15 protein-coding genes are annotated in these 16435 nt (G+C 69.2%); 5 read left to right on the forward strand and 10 right to left on the reverse strand.

The genetic code is table 11. From position 1 onward, the window contains the following. Positions 1 to 180: 180 nt before the first annotated feature. The 3 genes from EXE52_RS07275 to EXE52_RS07285 are packed head-to-tail and all read right to left on the reverse strand — an operon-like array spanning position 181 to position 5242. Positions 181 to 1167 carry a ScpA family protein gene (locus tag EXE52_RS07275; RefSeq protein WP_049931494.1) on the reverse strand — a complete coding sequence of 329 codons (987 nt, stop codon included), beginning with the start codon at positions 1165 to 1167 and terminating at the stop codon, positions 181 to 183. Then, positions 1160 to 4741 carry a chromosome segregation protein SMC gene (gene smc, locus EXE52_RS07280; protein WP_089308002.1) on the reverse strand — a complete coding sequence of 1194 codons (3582 nt, stop codon included), beginning with the start codon at positions 4739 to 4741 and terminating at the stop codon, positions 1160 to 1162. Before smc ends, EXE52_RS07275 begins: the two co-directional genes overlap by 8 nt. Positions 4742 to 4759: 18 nt before the next feature. Beyond that, positions 4760 to 5242, reverse strand: a complete 483-nt coding sequence (locus tag EXE52_RS07285; protein WP_049931492.1) for a hypothetical protein — start codon at positions 5240 to 5242, stop codon at positions 4760 to 4762. 178 nt (positions 5243 to 5420) lie between these two features. On the opposite strand from EXE52_RS07285, the gene EXE52_RS07290 reads away from it, so the two are divergent. The 3 genes from EXE52_RS07290 to ftsZ all read left to right on the forward strand — a co-directional run bounded on the left by EXE52_RS07290 (position 5421) and on the right by ftsZ (position 7708). Beyond that, complete coding sequence (locus EXE52_RS07290; RefSeq protein ID WP_089308003.1) at positions 5421 to 6059, forward strand: zinc ribbon domain-containing protein; 639 nt, start codon at positions 5421 to 5423, stop codon at positions 6057 to 6059. A gap of 214 nt (positions 6060 to 6273) precedes the next feature. Beyond that, positions 6274 to 6453: a ribbon-helix-helix domain-containing protein gene (locus EXE52_RS07295; protein ID WP_006111915.1), complete on the forward strand. Its 180-nt coding sequence runs from the start codon at positions 6274 to 6276 to the stop codon at positions 6451 to 6453. 4 nt (positions 6454 to 6457) lie between these two features. Further along, positions 6458 to 7708, forward strand: a complete 1251-nt coding sequence (ftsZ, locus tag EXE52_RS07300; RefSeq protein ID WP_049931490.1) for a cell division protein FtsZ — start codon at positions 6458 to 6460, stop codon at positions 7706 to 7708. 66 nt (positions 7709 to 7774) lie between these two features. Here the strand turns inward: ftsZ and EXE52_RS07305 are convergent, their stop codons facing one another. Next, the gene (locus EXE52_RS07305; protein WP_086215900.1) at positions 7775 to 8767 is read right to left on the reverse strand and encodes a TIGR00269 family protein; all 993 of its coding nucleotides are present in this window, start codon (positions 8765 to 8767) and stop codon (positions 7775 to 7777) included. A gap of 456 nt (positions 8768 to 9223) precedes the next feature. On the opposite strand from EXE52_RS07305, the gene EXE52_RS07310 reads away from it, so the two are divergent. Then, positions 9224 to 9742 (forward strand): DUF4442 domain-containing protein, encoded by a 519-nt coding sequence (locus tag EXE52_RS07310; protein WP_049931488.1) that lies wholly within the window; start codon positions 9224 to 9226, stop codon positions 9740 to 9742. 64 nt (positions 9743 to 9806) lie between these two features. On the opposite strand, the gene EXE52_RS07315 is transcribed toward EXE52_RS07310, so the two are convergent. From EXE52_RS07315 to EXE52_RS07330, 4 genes are all read right to left on the reverse strand, one after another. Further along, the gene (locus tag EXE52_RS07315; protein ID WP_089308004.1) at positions 9807 to 10565 is read right to left on the reverse strand and encodes a response regulator; all 759 of its coding nucleotides are present in this window, start codon (positions 10563 to 10565) and stop codon (positions 9807 to 9809) included. Between the two features lie 78 nt (positions 10566 to 10643). Further along, positions 10644 to 11597, reverse strand: a complete 954-nt coding sequence (locus EXE52_RS07320) for an alpha/beta fold hydrolase (protein ID WP_086215902.1) — start codon at positions 11595 to 11597, stop codon at positions 10644 to 10646. Positions 11598 to 11687: 90 nt separating this feature from the next. Beyond that, complete coding sequence (gene meaB, locus EXE52_RS07325; protein WP_089308005.1) at positions 11688 to 12863, reverse strand: methylmalonyl Co-A mutase-associated GTPase MeaB; 1176 nt, start codon at positions 12861 to 12863, stop codon at positions 11688 to 11690. Then, a complete protein-coding gene (locus tag EXE52_RS07330; protein WP_049931484.1) occupies positions 12864 to 13283 on the reverse strand; it encodes a cobalamin B12-binding domain-containing protein in 420 nt (139 codons plus the stop codon). It lies immediately after the preceding gene. A gap of 125 nt (positions 13284 to 13408) precedes the next feature. Here EXE52_RS07330 and EXE52_RS07335 point away from each other — a divergent pair, with 125 nt between their 5' ends. Next, entirely contained in the window at positions 13409 to 14341 is a 933-nt protein-coding gene (locus EXE52_RS07335) for a VOC family protein (RefSeq protein WP_089308006.1), read from the forward strand. 52 nt (positions 14342 to 14393) lie between these two features. Here EXE52_RS07335 and EXE52_RS07340 read toward each other — a convergent pair whose 3' ends face one another. Further along, on the reverse strand, positions 14394 to 15446 hold the full coding sequence (locus EXE52_RS07340; RefSeq protein WP_086215904.1) for a sodium:calcium antiporter: 1053 nt from the start codon (positions 15444 to 15446) through the stop codon (positions 14394 to 14396). Positions 15447 to 15601: 155 nt separating this feature from the next. Beyond that, positions 15602 to 16435, reverse strand: coding sequence for a phosphate ABC transporter ATP-binding protein PstB (gene pstB, locus EXE52_RS07345; protein WP_086215905.1), 834 nt, complete (start codon positions 16433 to 16435; stop codon positions 15602 to 15604).

The following is a 16435-nucleotide window of genomic DNA, read 5'->3' on the forward strand; positions in this document are numbered from 1 at the left end:
GTGAGGCGGGCAGAGGCGACGTAAGCACCGCAGGAGCGAGTGAAACGAGCGACGAGGAGCGCAGAGAGCGTCTGCCCGCCTCACGGCTGGGGCTTCGGAGGCGTTCGCCGCCGATTGGCGGGCAGCTATTCACTACAGAACGGCGACATCACTGGGGACGGTTCCCTCCCTAGAAACGTATTAGTCCGCGATCGCTTCCGACTCGGCGGTCATCGCAGACGGGTCCTTCACCCAGAGATCGCCGAACAGGTCGTCCTGCTGGAGGCGGACCGAGCCGCGGTGGGCCATGAACAGCAGCGCGAGGTACGTCATGAACGGGCGGCCGCCGGCGCTCTCGATCTCCGCGAACAGCACTTCCGTGCGCCCGCGGTCGAAGTGCGTCCGAAGGACGCTGTCGATCTCCACGATCACCTCCTCGATGTCCTCGTCGTGGGTGCGGTCGGTCGCCTCGCCCGCGGTCGGCTCGCCGTCCTGCCGGAACTCGTCGCCGGCGCGGTAGTCGAGCGTCTGCGTGCCGCGGGCGTGGCCGTGCGGCGACTCCGAGGTGTCGTACTCCCGGGAGTCCTTCCACCACGAGCCGCGCTCGGCCTCGCGCAGTTCCCGCACGAGCTCGTCGAGCGTCTCCGGCGACCCGCGAGTGTTCTTCCGGTCGAGCCGGCGGTCGATCTCGGCCTCCAGCTTGTCGACCGGGTCGAACCCGTCGGCGGCCGGGTCGGGCGCGCCGCCCTCCATCGCGACCTCCCACGGCTCTGGCTCCGGCTCCTCGTCCTCGTCGTCGTCCGCCAGCATGCCGTCGCTTTTCATCCGGAGGAGGACGCTGGCGTAGAACAGCGCCCGGCCGGTCGTTCGGAGGTCCGTCTCGTCGAGTTTCTCCAAGAAGGCGTCCGTCACTTGGACGATGTCGATGTCCCACGGTTCGATCTCGCCCTCCTCCGCGAGCTGGACGAGGAGCTCGACTGGCTCGACCTCGTCGTCGTCGGTCTCGTCCGGCGGTGCGACATCGGGCACGTCCGACGGTGAGACGTCGGGCACGTCCAAATCGGGCGCGCCGGTCGACTCCGCCTCGTCTCCGGACGCGTCGTCCGTGAACGGGGCCGCGCCGTCGCGGTCGCTCGTCAGGTCGAGGTCCGGGACGCCGCCGGCGGCCCCGTCGCCCTTCTCAGTCATCCGCACTCACCTCCTCGTCGGCGTCGTCGCCGAACTGCATCCCGGTCACCGCCGAGAGGTTGTCGCCCTGCATCGTGACGCCGATGGCGCGGTCTGAGCGCTCCAACAGCGCCGCGCGGTGGCCGACGACGACGAACTGCGCCTCCTCGGCCAGCTCCTCTATCATCTCGCCGACGCGCTCGGCGTTGACGGCGTCGAGGAAGGCGTCGATCTCGTCAAGCGCGTAGAACGGCGCGGGGTTGTGGCGCTGAACGGCGAAGATGAAGGACAGGGCGGTGAGCGACTTCTCCCCGCCGCTCATCGCATCGAGCCGCTGGACCGGCTTGTCCGCGGGCTGGGCCTTCATCGTCAGCCCCTCCTCGAACGGGTCCTCGGGGTTCTCCAAGACGAGCTCCCCCGTCCCGGCCGAGAGGCGTGCGAAGATGTCCTCGAAGTGGTCGTTGATCGACTCGAACGTCTCCATGAACGTCTCCTTCTTCGCCGCCTCGTACCCCTCGATGCGTTCCTCGATGGCGTCGCGCTCCTCGACGAGCACGTCCCGGCGCTCCCGGAGCTCGTCGAGCGCGGCCTCGACCTCCTCGTACTCGTCGATCGCGAGCATGTTCACCGGCTCTAACGCCTCCATCTCGGTCTCCAGCTCCTCGATCCGCGACTCGACCTCGTCGAGGTCGGGGATCTCGTCGGCCTCGTAGGCGCCGACCTGCGACTCTAACTCGTCGATCTCCCACTCCAAGCGGTCGCGGCGGTCGGTGAGGTCCGACAGGTCCGACTCGGCCTCGGCGACGAGCGACCGCTGCTCGTCGCGCGCCTGCGTCGCCTCGCGGATCTCCTCGCGGAGTTCCTCGCGGTCGCTTTTCAGCGCCGAGAGCTCTTCTTCGAGGTCGGCGATCGCCTCCTTCTTCGCTTCGAGCTCCGCCTCCCTCTCCTCGATCGCCGCCTCGTGGTCGGCGATCGCCTCCTCGGCCTCCGCCTTCGCGTTTTGGGCCTCCTCGACGTCGTCGTGGAGGTCGTCGAGCGCGTCCTCGGCGTACCCCTTCTCTAACTCCAGTTCGTTGATCCGGCCGTCGAGCGAGCTCATGCGGTCGTCGAGGTCGCCGATCTCGGCGCGGATCTCGTCGGCGCGCTCGGAGAGCTCGGGGATCTTCGAGTCGGCGAGTTCGGCCTCGATCTCGTCGATCTCGGCCGCGAGCTCGTCGATCTCCGCGTCCGTCTCCGCCAGCTCCTCGTCTAACGCGGTCATTTCCGCGTCGACCGACTCGCGTTCCGCCTCCAGCTCCTCCAGTTCGGCCTCTAGCTCCTCGATCCGGGCTTCCGCCTCCGCGAGGTCGTCTTCTGCGCGCTCGACGTCCGCCTCCAGCGACCGGACGCGCTCGGCCGCGTCGGCCTTCCGGTCGCGCGCGTCCTCGATGTCGTCGTCGAGCGCGTCGATCTCGGACTGGACCGACCGGCGCTCGTCTTCGAGTTCCGAGATCTCCGTCGCGAGCCGTTCGATCTTGCCGCCGCCGGACTTCGTGAACGAGTAGCGGGAGCCGCCGCCGGAGCCGCCGGTCATCGCGCCCGACTTCTCGACGAGGTCGCCGTCGAGGGTGACCATCCGGTAGTCGCCCATCAGATCGCGGGCGGTCGCCATGTCCTCGACGACGAGCGTCGAGCCGAGCACGTACGAGAAGATCGACTCGTACTCGGCGTCGTAGTCGACGAGGTTCCGCGCGAAATCGACGACGCCCGGCAGCGAGGGTTTCCGCGGCAGGCTCCGGTCGTCCATCTCCGTGACGGGGAGGAACGTCGCCCGGCCCGCGTTGCGCCGCTTGAGGTAGTCGATACAGGTCGAGCCGACGCCGTCGTCGTCGACGACGACGTTCGCCAGCCGCCCGCCGGCCGCGGTCTCGCAGGCTTCGGCGTACTGGGCTTCGACAGAGGCGAGTTCGCCGACCGCGCCGTGGACGCCGTCGATGCCGCCGTTCTTCACCTCGGTGACCGCCCGGGGCCACGAGGCGTCGCCGCGCTGGTCGGCCGCCGCCTCCAGCTTGGCGTACTCGTTCTGCTTCTCGCGGAGGGTGTCCTCGATCGCCTCGAGGCGCTCCTCTGCTTCCGCCTTCTCGGCGAACAGGTCGGCGACCGCGTCCTCGATGGTCGCCTGATTCTTCTCGGCCTTGTCGAGCTCCCCTTTCAGCTCGGAGATCCGCGCTTTGTGTTCCGGGAGCGACTCCCGGGCCTCCTCCAGCTCCTCGCGAGCCTCGCTCACCGCGTTCGAGCGGCGGCGGGCCTCGTCGAGCAGCCGGTCTTTCTCGCGTTGCGTCTCGTTTTTTTCCGCGCGGAGCGACTCGATCGCCTCCTTCTTCTCCGACAGCTCGGCCTTCAGCTCGTCGAACTCGGTGTCGGCACCCTCGATCTCCGCCTCGACGTCGGCCAACTCGGAGCGCTTCGTCGCCAACTCCGATTTCACCGAGGCCTTCTCCACTTTCGTCTCGCGGATCTCGCCTTCCAACTCCTCGATTGTCTCCTCCTTGCGGTCGATCTGGACGAACGCCTGCCGGCGGTCGTTCTCGGCGGACTCGGCGCGCGACTCCGCCGACTCGATCCTGTCTTCCAGCCGCGAGATCCCGCCTTTGATCTCCTCGATCTCCGAGCGGATCTCGATCTGCTCGTCTTCGCCCTTCGTCTCGATCTCGTGGTTGAGGTCTTCGAGGTCCTCCTCCAGCCGGGTGAGCTTCCCCTGTCTGGCGTCGAGTTCCGCGCGGAGCTCACCGAGGTCCGCCTCGGCCTCGTCGATGTCGGCCTCGACGGTCGCGAGCGCGTCGCGCTTCTCCTCCAGCTCGGAGGCCTTGCGGAACCCGCGGTACTCCTCTAACTCGTCGCGGAGCTCCTGGTACTGGAGGGCGGTCTCGCGCTCGTCGGAGAGCCGGTCGAGCCGGTCCTCCTTCTCGCCGATCCGGAGGTCCGCCTCGCCGATGCGGTCCTCGACGGTGTCGAGCTCCTCGTAGGCGGCCTCCTTCTTTTCGTCGAACTCGGCGACGCCCGCGATCTCGTCGATTATTCCCCGCCGCTGGTAGGGGGTCATGTTGATGATCTCGGTGACGTCGCCCTGCATGACGACGTTGTACCCCTCCGGCGTCACGCCCGCGGCCGCGAGCAGATCCTGAACGTCCGAGAGGTTCACCGAACGGCCGTTGAGGTAGTAGTACGAGTAGTAGTTGTCCTCGGTCTCCTTGACGCGCCGCTTGATCGTGATCTCGGAGACGTCGCCGACGTTCTCCGTGCCGGCCGCGGAGACGACCTGCGACCGGTCGAGGGTCCCGTCCTCGTTGGAGAGAACCACCGTCACCGAGGCCTCGTTCGGCCCGTCGGCGGCCTCGCCGTCGTCGTGGCCGGGGTTGTAGATGAGGTCGGTGAGCTTCTTGGCGCGGATCCCGCGAGTGCGGGCGAGGCCGAGCGCGAACAGCACGCCGTCGATGATGTTCGACTTCCCCGAGCCGTTCGGGCCGGTGACGACCGTGAAGTCCTCGTAGAAGGGGATTCTCGTCGTTCGCCCGAAGCTCTTGAACCCGTCCAGAACGACTTCAGTGATGTGCATGTGGTCGGAGGCGACCGGTTACGCGACGATGATGTCGTCGCCCTCACTCGACTCGCCCTCGTCGTCCTCGGCGGGCTCCTCGGCCGCCGCGTCGGCGTCGGGCGTCGTCGCCGACTGCTCGGGCACGATGACGTCCTCACCGTCGCTCGCGGCGTCCGCGCTGGCCGCGTCCGCCCCGTCGGACGACTCCTCGACGGACTCGAAGACGTCGACGTGGTCGTCGGAGTGGGTCGTCCGCTCGCCGCCGGACGCCGAGTCGTCCCCGGCCTCCTCGGCCGCGGGGTCGTCTCCCGCCGAGCGATCGGCCGCGGGCTCGGCGTCGGACGCACTCGCCTCGGCGCCGGCCGCCGGGCCGGCGGCGTCGGCCTCGACCGCGACCGACCGCTCGTCTTCGAGCTGTCGGACGCGTTCCTTCATCTCGACGAGCTCCTCGGTGAGCCCGTTGACCGCCGCCTGTAGCTCCGCGACCTGCCGTTCGAGGTCCTCGACGCGGTTACTCATTATATTCACGCATGCTCGCGCGACGCGTATAAATCTGCGTCAGACACATGTGTGACCAAATACCACGATCGGGGGCGAACGCCGCGGCGTATCGACGTTCGGCCAAACATTTCGGATTCGGTAAACGTGTCAGACAACGGGGGAAGATACTTGTACCGACCGGCGGTACGAGTCCGGTATGAGCAAGATCACCTTCCGGGCGGACGACGACCTCGTCGACCGGCTGGAAGCGTGTGACGCCTCCAAGAGCGAGGTGATGCGGGAGGCGCTCCGGACGCACCTCGACGAGGTCGACGCGGAGGACGGCGCGTCCGACACGTCCGACGCCGCGGCCGGGAGCGTCGACGACGCCCTCGCGGACCGCGTCGACGAGCTGATCGCGGAGCGGCTCGACACGGCGCTCGACGAGCGGCTCGGCTCGGCGGACAGCGCCGGTCTACCCGCGTACGCGCCCGGCGGCGCCGGCGGCGCCGGCGACGTCAACGTAAACGTCACGCTCGACGCGCCGTCAGCCGGGTCGAGCGAGCCGGCGGAGGCCGTCAGTGTGGCGCGTGAGACGGCCGAGGCGGCGGACTCGGGCGGACGTAAGACGGAGGATAGCGTCGGTGCCCGGAACCGTGAGGCGCAGACGGGCGAAAGTGCTTGCGGTGGCTGCGGCGAGGTCGTCCCGCGAGAGCACGTGTACTGCCCGAACTGCGGAGAAAAGCAGTCGCACAGAGCGTTCTGCGAGTGCGGTGACGAGATCCGGACGGACTGGGCGTTCTGCCCTGGCTGCGGTCGGCGGACCCCGGCCGCAGACGTATTGAAAGACAGGTAACAGGTTGTAAGCGCTCAAATCCGTCGAAATCGACCGACTCAGCGGTCTGTCTTACAACGTCCGATAGTTTTATATTGGTAGCCTCGGTGATTTGAGTTGCGTAAGACGGTCGTCTTACAACGGGCGTCCGGCTCGGGGCACGGCCCCCTGCCCGGGCGGCTCCGAACTGTAAGACACACGCGTCGCGTGTTCGCCGTCTTACCGGGGGAATACAATGGAGCGTGTGACACTACGAATCCCGAAACAGCAGATCGACGAGGTCGAACAGATGGTGGAAACGGGCGAGTTCCCGAACCGGAGCGAGGCGATCCGGTCGGCCGTCCGAGACATGTTGAACGAACAGGACGGCGAGCGCGACGAGCGCGGCCGCAACCGCAGCTGGGCGAAGGTGTAAACTGATGCAAGATCTCGTTCAGGACGCCCTCGACAACGCGGAAGCGGAGAAACGCGACATGGACGTCGACATGGACGACGACGAGTTCGGGGACCCCCGGATCGTCATCGTCGGTGCCGGCGGCGCCGGGAACAACACGGTCAACCGGCTGTACAACATCGGCGTCGACGGCGCCGACACCGTCGCCATCAACACGGACAAACAGCACCTCAAGATGATCGAGGCCGACACCAAGATCCTCGTGGGCAAGTCGCTCACGCAGGGGCTCGGTGCCGGCGGCGACCCCAAGATGGGCGAGCGCGCCACGGAGATGGCGCAGGGGACGATCAAAGAGGTGCTCGGCGACGCGGACCTCGTCTTCGTCACCGCCGGCATGGGCGGCGGCACGGGCACCGGCGCCGCGCCCGTCGTCTCGAAGATCGCCAAAGAGCAGGGCGCCATCGTCGTCGGGATGGTGTCGACCCCGTTCAACGTCGAGCGCGCCCGCACGGTGAAAGCCGAAGAGGGGCTCGAAGACCTCCGGAACGAGGCCGACTCGATCATCGTCCTCGACAACAACCGCCTGCTCGATTACGTCCCGAACCTGCCGATCGGGAAGGCGTTCTCCGTGATGGACCAGATCATCGCGGAGACGGTGAAGGGGATCTCCGAGACGATCACCCAACCGAGCCTCATCAACCTCGACTACGCGGACATGTCGACGATCATGAACCAAGGCGGCGTCGCGGTCATGCTCGTCGGCGAGACGCAGGACAAGAACAAGACCCAAGAGGTGGTCAACGACGCGATGAACCACCCGCTGCTCGACGTCGACTACCGCGGCGCCTCCGGCGGGCTCGTCCACATCACTGGCGGCCCGGACCTCACGCTGAAGGAGGCCGAGGGAATCGCGAACAACATCACCGAGCGGCTGGAGGCGAGCGCCAACGTGATCTGGGGCGCACGCATCCAGGAGGAGTACAAGGGGAAGGTGCGCGTCATGGCGATCATGACGGGCGTCCAGAGCGCGCAGGTACTCGGCCCCTCCACCCAGAAGCAGGCCGACAAGTCACGGGCGGCGGTCAACGCCGACGACCTCGGCGACTCGCGCTCCCGGGCCGCCGAGGCGAACGAGGCAGCAGGCGGTGCGGGCGGCGCAGGCGGCGCGGGCAACAGGGGCGAGCCGGCGGTCTCCGGCGGCACCGACCGCGGCTGGGAGTCCGACGGCGGCAGCGACCAGATCGAGAAGAACAACGGACTCGACGTCATCCGCTGACCCTCGGTCGTCCGGGGATCGACCGCGGTCGACTTTTTCCGACGCGCCGGCGCGCGTCTTCCGCGCTCAGACGGCTTCGATCGATTCTAGCAGCCGGCACTTCCGACAGACGTCGCGACTCGTCTGCGAGCCGCAACGCTCGCACTCGCGGAGAGCGGAGCTCTCGCCGTCGGCGTCGTCTCCCTTCTCGCCGTCCCCGCGGTAGGCGTCGGCCGCGAGCGCGGACAGTTCCTCGTAGCCGGCCATGATCGAGTGGCGCGCGCCTGGGTGGTTCTCCTCTAAGGCGTGGATCGTCGACTGGATCTCGCCGCGGTACGCCTCCTCGGCGTGGGGGCACTCCGCCATGTGCGTGGGGAGGTCGCGGACGTGGCAGTACAGCGCGATCTCCTTTTCGGGCACGTCGCGGAGCGGCTTGGCACGCGGGACGAACGCGTCGGTGTCCCCGCGCTCGTCGAAGGGCCCGAGCGAGGCGTCGAAGTGTTTCGCGACCTGCCGCACGTCGCCTTCGAGGAAGTTCATCATGGCGGTCTGCGCCTCGTCGTCGAGGTTGTGTCCGGTGAGCAGCTTGTCCGCGTCGAACTCGGCGGCGTAGTTCTCCAGCAGGTCGCGGCGGAACACGCCGCAGTACGCGCAGGCCGCCATATTCTCGGGGTCGTCTTCGACCACATCGTCCATCCGCACGTCGAACTCCTCCTCGTAAGACACGAGTTCGTGGCGCATGGAGAGGTCGTCGGCCAGCTCCACGCAGGCGTCCACGCTCGCGTCGCGGTACCCCTCGATCCCCTCGTGGATCGTTAAGGCGAGCATCTCCACGCGGGGGTCCTTCCCGAACACGTCGTCCAGGATCGTCGTCAGGGCGACGCTGTCTTTCCCGCCGGAGAGGCCGATCACCCAGCGGTCGGGGTCGTCGGGGGTCGCGTCCGGGTCGAGGAGGCCGTCCTCGCGGACCCGACGCTTCACGCGCTTCTCGACCGACTGCCGGAGGTGTTCGCCGCAGAGGTGCGCCCCGGAGTAGGCGGCGTGGTGGATCGCGTCGGCCCCGCACTTGTCGCACTCCATCGGTGTCGGGTTGCGGTCGCGCGGGGATACCCGTTTCGGGCCAGCTACGCGAAGAGAGTAGTGAGACGGGGCGGCGGCGACGCCGGCGCAAACGATTCCGAGAGCCCGACCGTTCGCTCGGGAGTGGCGGAACACGGATTGGTCGAAACCGCCTCCGAAGCCCCAACCGCGAGGCCCCGCACCTCACGCCTCCCCAGCCTCGTCGCCGGCTGCCAGAGGCGCGTCGCGCCTCGCTCCCGCTCACGCCCCGCGGGCGTTCGCGGCGTCCCTCGGGCGTGCTCCTCGCGGCCTGTCGGCCGCTCGCAGGCACGCGCCGTCGAGATCCGCGTAAACGCGTGTTAGACGCCAGTGATCCACGACTGAAGCCGTGGGATTCCTCCCTGTTCCTCTGTGAAACCCCGGACGCGTTGTCGCCGGTTCCGACACCGGTTTGTCGGCGGAACCCCCCGAATCGGCGTGACCGATTCCCCGACCGGGGTCGACCGCGATCCCGACCCGCGACCGCTTCGCGAGGACCCGCCGGCGGAGAGCCGCCGGACCCGGCTCTGGCGGTACGGGTTCAACCTCCTGCCCGCGTACCGGGGGACCGGGGCGCGCGTCGACCACATCGCCGCCGGGTGGCGGTACGTCCGGATTCGGGTTCCGCTGAACTGGCGCACCCGGAACGCGGTCGGCACAATCTTTGGCGGCAGTATCTACGCCGCGATCGACCCGGTGTACATGATGATGCTCCGCCGCGTCCTCGGCGACGGGTTCACCGTGTGGGACAAGTCGGCGGCGCTGGAGTTCATCGAGCCGGGTCGCGACACGCTGTACGCGGAGTTCGAACTGCCGTCCAACGAAACCGAGGCGATCCGCGAGGAACTCGACCCGGGCGAGTCGACCGACCGCGAGTACCTCGTCTCGCTCGTCGACGAGGACGGGGGGGTCCACGCGGCCTGCGAGAAGACGCTGTACGTCCGCCGCGACGAGTGAGGAGCCGTCGCGAGGACTGCGAAGGCGTCAGTGAGAAGTCGTTGCGAGCCGGCGGCGGGTCGGCTCAGTCGTCGGCGGCGCGTCCGACGGCGTCGAGCGGCGACACCGAGATGACCAACCGGTCGTCCGCGGTGGTGCTCACCATCTTCGACTCGGCGAACCGGCTGCCGTCCGCCCGGAGCCCCGTGCTCGTCCCGCTCCACCGCTCGCCGCCGGTTACGGCCGGGATGATGTGGGTGCGGATGTGCTCGACTTCGTCGGCGGGGTGGAGCCGCTGCCACGGCTCACCTTCGAGCTCCTCGGGGTCGTACCCGTACAGTTCGCCGTACTCCTCGCCGACGAACTCGAAGGTGCCGTCCGGTCCCACGGTACAGACGCCGTCGAGCGCGACGTCCGAGGGACGGCCGTCGTCGAAGCCGGCGTCGAGGCGCCCGCGCTCGCCCGCCTCGGCGCGTTTGACGCGGCGGAGCAGTGCGGTGTAACCGTCCGCGCCCCCGTGTTTCGAGACGTAGTCGCTGACGCCTGCGCGGACCATCTCGGCCGCGATCTCGTCGGGACCGGTCGCCGAGAACAGCAGGAACGGGAGCTCCGGCTCGGCCTCGCGCGCCGCCGAGAGCAGTTCGACGCCGGTGAGGCCGGGCATGTCGTAGTCGCTGACGACGCAGTCGAACGACTCGCGCTCGACGCGGCGGAGCGCCTCGCGGGGGTCCGTCTCGGTCGCCGTCTCGCAGCCGAGGTCGTCGTCTCGTTCGAGGTGCGTCGCCACGAGCCGGGCCAGCCCCGGTTCGTCGTCGACGCACAGGAGGCGAAACGTGTCCGTCATTGCGAGTCCTCGGGGAGTGGCGTACTTATCCGTGACCGTTCGATATTCAGGGCTGAGAATCGCGGACGAGACCGGTCGTTACGCGGTCGCGCCGGCGACGAGCGCCTCCTCGACCGTCTCGACGAAGCGGTCGGGGTGTTCGACGTGCGGGAGCAGCCGCGCGCGGTCGAAGACGACGAGGCGCGCGTCGGCCGCGTCCGCGAGTTCGCGGCCGTCCGTCAGGGGGCTCACGGTCGCCTCTCGGCCCCAGACGATCGTCGGGGGCACGTCGAGGTCGGCGAGCGCGGCCGCGAGGTCGATCTCGCTGTTGAGCGTCCCGGAGACGAACGACGCGGGCGCGAAGCGCGCGTTCTCGACGTGGGTCGTGCGCCACTCGTAGTCGGTCCACTCCGCGCTCGGGTTCGCCGGGTCGTCGTAGCCGTGGTCGGCGTTGAAGTACCGTATCGACGGCTTCGCCGTGATGGCGTTGAACAGCGCCCGGCCGACGAGCGGCGCGCGGAGCAGTTCGCGGAGCCACCCCTTCGCCGGACTCGGCCCCGCGGTCGCGGTGGGACAGACGGCGAGGAAGCCGCTCAGCTCGACCCCGCCGTCCGCGTCGCCGTCGTCGACCGCGGCGGCCGCGTACGCCGCCGACAGCGAGGAGGCGACGACCGCGGGCTCGTCGAACTCGGCGAGGAAGTCGTGAACGAAGTCCTCGTACAGCGCCGCGGAGTACCGGAGCGGCGGCCGGTCGGAGCGGCCGTACCCCGGGAAGTCGGGCGCGACGACGTGGTACTCGTCGGCCAGGTCGTCGAACACCGCGCGCCACTCGCCGGAGGAACCGGCGGCGTTGATCCCGTGGAGCAACACGAGGTCGGGGTCGTCCGGATCGCCCGCCTCGGTGTACGCGACGTCCATCCCGCGCCAGCGGAAGAGGCCGTCGTCGCCGTCGAGCGGGGGCTCCAGTTCGCCCTCGTAGCGGAGGCCGGTGTTGAGCGCGGCGAGCGCGCCGACGCCGAGGACGGCGCCGCCGAGGAGGTTCCTGAGCTTCATACAAACTGTTGGTTCGCTGGCGACTTATACTCGTGGGACGCGGCGGAACGCCGCCCCTCGGAGCGGGCCGGGCGTTCGGGGAACCGCCCGTCAGTCGCCGGCGTCGCCGTCCGCGGCCTCGTCGACGCAGTCGGCGATCGGACCGACGATCGCCTCGGCGACCGCGTACGGGTCCGTCTCCCGGTCGCGGACGCGCTCCGCGAGCCGGTCGATCCCGCCGTGCCGTTCGATCTCGGCGGTCGCGAGCGACCCCACGTCCGCCCGCACGAGCGTGCGGATCTCCTCGGCGTACCGGCGCCGCTCCGTCGCCGCGATCCGACCGGACTCCCGGAGGTAGGCCGCGTGCGCGTCGAACGTCTCGATCAGCGCCGCCACGCCCTCGCCGGTGTTCGCGACGGTCTCTAACACGTCGGGCGTCCACGACCCGTCGGAATCGTCCGCGTGCGGATCGGACCCGCTGTGTCCGGACCCACCCGCGCGGTCGCCGTCGCCGTGATCGGACGACGAGCCCCCGGCGCCGGTCGGGGCCGTCGAGGTCGCGCCGTGGTGGCCGGCGTCGCGTCCGGTCGTACCGCCCTCGCGGCGGTGGACCATCTCCTCTAGCTCGGCGACGGTCCGCTGTGCGCCGTCCATGTCGGCCTTGTTGACGACGAACACGTCGCCGATCTCGAGGATGCCGGCCTTCAGCGTCTGGACGTCGTCGCCGGAGCCGGGCTGGACGAGCACCGCGACCGTGTCGGCCGTGCGGACCACGTCCACCTCGTTCTGTCCGGCGCCGACGGTCTCTAACACGACCAAGTCCTTCCCGAAGGCGTCGAGCGCCTTCACGGCGTCCGCGGTCGCCGTCGAGAGTCCCCCGAGCTGACCGCGCGCGCTCATCGACCGGAAGAACACGTCCATGTCGCCGACGTTCGACCCCATCCGGATACGGTCGCCGAGGACGGCGCCGCCGGTGTACGGCGAAGAGGGGTCGACCGCGATCACGCCGACCGTGTCGCCGCGCTCGCGGTAGGCGGCGGCGAGCTTGTCGACGAGCGTCGACTTCCCGGCGCCGGGCGAGCCCGTGATCCCGACCACGTCCGCGCCGCCGGTGTGCTCGTGGAGCGCGGAGACGATCGCCCGGTAGCCCGGCGTCCGGTTCTCGATCTTGGTGATCACGCGGGCGAGGGCGCGGTGGCTCCCCGCGAGGAGGTCCTCGACGAGCGCGGCGTCCGCCTCGGAGAGCGTCGGCGCGTCGGCGACCGCGGATGCGTCCGGCCCGGCCATCTACGCGCGCTCCGGAACGTTGTTCCGGATGAACTCGATCGTCTCCTCCATCGGCGTCCCGGGGCCGAACACCTCGGCGACGCCGAGCTCCTTCAGGTCGTCCTCGTCCTCGTCCGGAATGATCCCGCCGACGAGGACGAGGGTGTCGTCGAACGCGTCGTACTCCTCGAGCCCCTCGATCACCTTCGGGACCAAGGTGTTGTGCGCGCCCGAGAGAATCGAGATGCCGAGCACGTCCACGTCCTCCTGAACCGCCGCCTGAACGATGTCCTCGGGCGCCCGGTGGAGCCCGGAGTAGACGACCTCGAAGCCGGCGTCGCGGAACGCCCGCGCGATCACGTGTGCGCCCCGGTCGTGGCCGTCGAGCCCCACCTTCGCGACCAGACACCGGACGGCCCGCTCCTGCTGTTCGGCACTCATGCCCCATGGTGGGTCACGTGCCCGCTTGATTCTAACGGAAGATAGGGAAGGTCCGAGCGGGGGACCCCCTCCGGTCCGGATCCGCCACCGACGCGTTGAACGCGCGGACGACCGTAGATCGTCTCGTGACCGACACCAACGACGGCGATTCCGCTACCGCCGCGAGCGACCGCGGAGGCGGCCTTCCGCCCGAAACGCGGATCGGCCGCGGGGCGCTCCGGGTCGCCGACCTCGACGAGGCAGTCGCGTTCTACCGCGACGTGGTCGGGCTCTCCGTCCTCGACCGCAACGACGGGCGCGCGACGCTCGGGGCGGGAGGGGCCCCGCTGCTCGTGTTGGAACGCGACGCCGACGCGCCGGACCGAGAGCGGAGCGACGCCGGGCTCTTCCACACCGCGTTTCGTGTTCCCTCGCGGGCCGCGCTCGGCGAGGCGCTGGCGCGCGTCCGGGAGGGGTGGCGCCTCGACGGCGCCTCCGACCACCTCGTCAGCGAGGCGCTGTACCTCGACGACCCGGAGGGAAACGGGGTAGAGATATACCGCGATCGGCCGCGGGAGGAGTGGCCCCGCACCGGGAGCGGAACGGCGCAGATGGCGACCGAACCGCTCGATATCGAAGGAGTCGCCGAGGCCGCCGGCGACGGGAGCGACGGCGGCGGAGTCGGCTCCGCCGCCCTCGTCGATCGCGCTCCCGCCGACACCGATCTGGGTCACGTACACCTCGAAGTGACCTCGCTGTCGGCGTTCGAGGCGGTGTACGTCGACGGACTCGGCTTCGCGACGGGGATGAGCGGCCCTGACGTCCGGTTCGTCGCGGCCGGCGGCTACCACCACCACCTCGGCGCGAACACGTGGCGAGGGCGGACGACGCCGGCCGGCGGGCGCGGGCTGGCGTGGTTCGAGGTGGTCGTTCCGGGCGTGGCCGCGCTGGACGCGGTCCGAACGCGGCTCGACGCGGTCGCGGCCGAGGGCGACGCCGAGTTTGCGGTCGCCGAGCGCGACGACGGGATCGTAGTCACCGACACCGACGGCATCGAGGTCCGCGTTCTGACTGAGTAGTCGGTCCCGCGGGTCCGCTCAGTGGCCGGCCTCGGACCGGCTCACGAACCGCTCACCCGACGATCGTCCGGAGCGTCGACTCGGTCAGGAAGGCGGTGACCCCGAGCGCCTCGGTCGTCATCCACCCGAGGAACACCGCGTACATCGCGAGGAAGACGTACCCCTCCTCGGTCGATATCTCGAAGTCCGTCGCGGACAGCACCACGACGACGAGCGTCGTGTAAAACAGGAACAAAAGCAGCGGGACGGAGGTGAGGAAGCCGATCGACACCCCGCCGGCGAGGATGACGCCGATCGGCAGCGCCGCGACGAGGTTGAACGTGTTCGTCCCGAAGACGTTCGCGACCGCCGCCCGCTTGTCGCCCGCCTGCCCCATCTTCACGCCGACGAGGAGGTCCGGGAACGAGCTCATCACCGAGAGCACGGTCACGGAGATCAGGAACGGCGGCGCGCCGAGCGCGTCGGCGACCTGAAGCGTCATGCCGATCATCGACTCGACGCCGACGAGCACGACGGCCAGCCCGCCCGCGAACAGGCCGAGCTGCTTCGGGACGTTCGTCGACTCGGCCCGTTTCCGATCCGACGCGCCGCTCTTGCCGCCGACGAGCAGGATGACGTACACGCCGTACAGTACCAACAGCCCGACGCCCATCTGCGGGGAGATCCGGGCGAGCTCCCGCCCGTCGGTCCCGAGGACGCCCAAGGCGATCACGCCGAAGAGGGCGAGGACCGCGACCGTGTAGAAGATGGCGTCGCGGTAGACGATCCCTTGCGTCGTCGCCGTGTCGCCGCTCGTGATGGCGACCGCGGCCGGGATGACCAAGATGTTGAACACCGCCGTACCGATGAGCGCCCCGGCGCCGACGCCGAACTCGCCGAGGACCAAGACGGAGATCACGATGATCGCGAGCTCGGGGAACGACGTGGCGGCCGCGACGATCAGCCCGCCCTGTACCGCCTGCGAGACGCCAAAGTGGTCGCTGATCTTCGAGGTCGTGGACTCGACGACGTTCGCGCCCTTCCACGTCAGGAGGAACCCGATCACGCCGAGCGCGATCCAGACGGCGAGCGGCTGGTCGCCGATGAGCTCGTAGAGTATCGTCACCGTGCGATCGGTACGCACGGAGCCGATTAGTGATTCCGGAAGCGCTCGGGTGGTCCGGCCGTCGGTGCGTCAGTCCGCCGGACGGCGCCCGCCGCGCGCGGCGACCGCACCGCGTCGGCGGCCGTTCCGGATCCCCGGGCGAATTTCGAGGAACGTTATCCGAACTTGCCCGTGATGTAGTCCTCGACGCGCTGCGCTTCGGGGTCCTCGAAGATCTTCGCCGTGTCGTCGTACTCGACCAGCTCGCCGCCGGTGAGGAACACGGCCGTCCGGTCGGAGATCCGGGCCGCCTGCTGCATGTTGTGCGTGACGATGATGACCGTGTACTCCTCCGCGAGGTCGTCGATCAGGTCCTCTATCTTCGAGGCCGCGACGGGGTCCAACGCGGAGGTCGGCTCGTCCATCAGGATGACCTCCGGGTCGGGTGCGATGGCCCGGGCGATACAGAGGCGCTGCTGTTGCCCGCCGGAGAGTTCGAGGCCCGAGGAGTCCAGCTGGTCTTTCACCTCGTCCCACAGCGCGGCGCCCTTCAGCGACTCCTCGACGCGCTCGTCGACGTCGCCGTCGAACCCCTGGATCTTCAGCCCGTACGCGACGTTGTCGCGGATCGACTTCGGGAACGGGTTCGGCTTCTGGAACACCATCCCGATCTTCCGGCGCAGGGCGACGGGGTCGACGTCGGCGTCGTACACGTTTTTGCCGCCGAACTCCACGTCCCCCTCGACGCGGCAGATCTCGATCATGTCGTTCATCCGGTTAATACACCGGAGGAACGTCGACTTCCCGCAGCCCGAGGGGCCGATGAGCGCGGTGACGCGCTCTTCGGGGATCTCCATCGTCACGTCGTCGATGGCCTGCTCGTCGCCGTAGTAGACGTTCAGGTTCCGCGCCGCCACCGCGGTGCCCGCGGCGGGCGCCGCGCTGTCGTCGTTCGAGTCCGCCTGTACCTCCGTCGTGATGAGCGAGTCGTCTGATGTGGTGTTACTCAT

Origin of the sequence: Halorubrum sp. CGM4_25_10-8A (assembly GCF_005435025.1) — an archaeon.
Lineage (GTDB): Archaea > Halobacteriota > Halobacteria > Halobacteriales > Haloferacaceae > Halorubrum > Halorubrum ezzemoulense.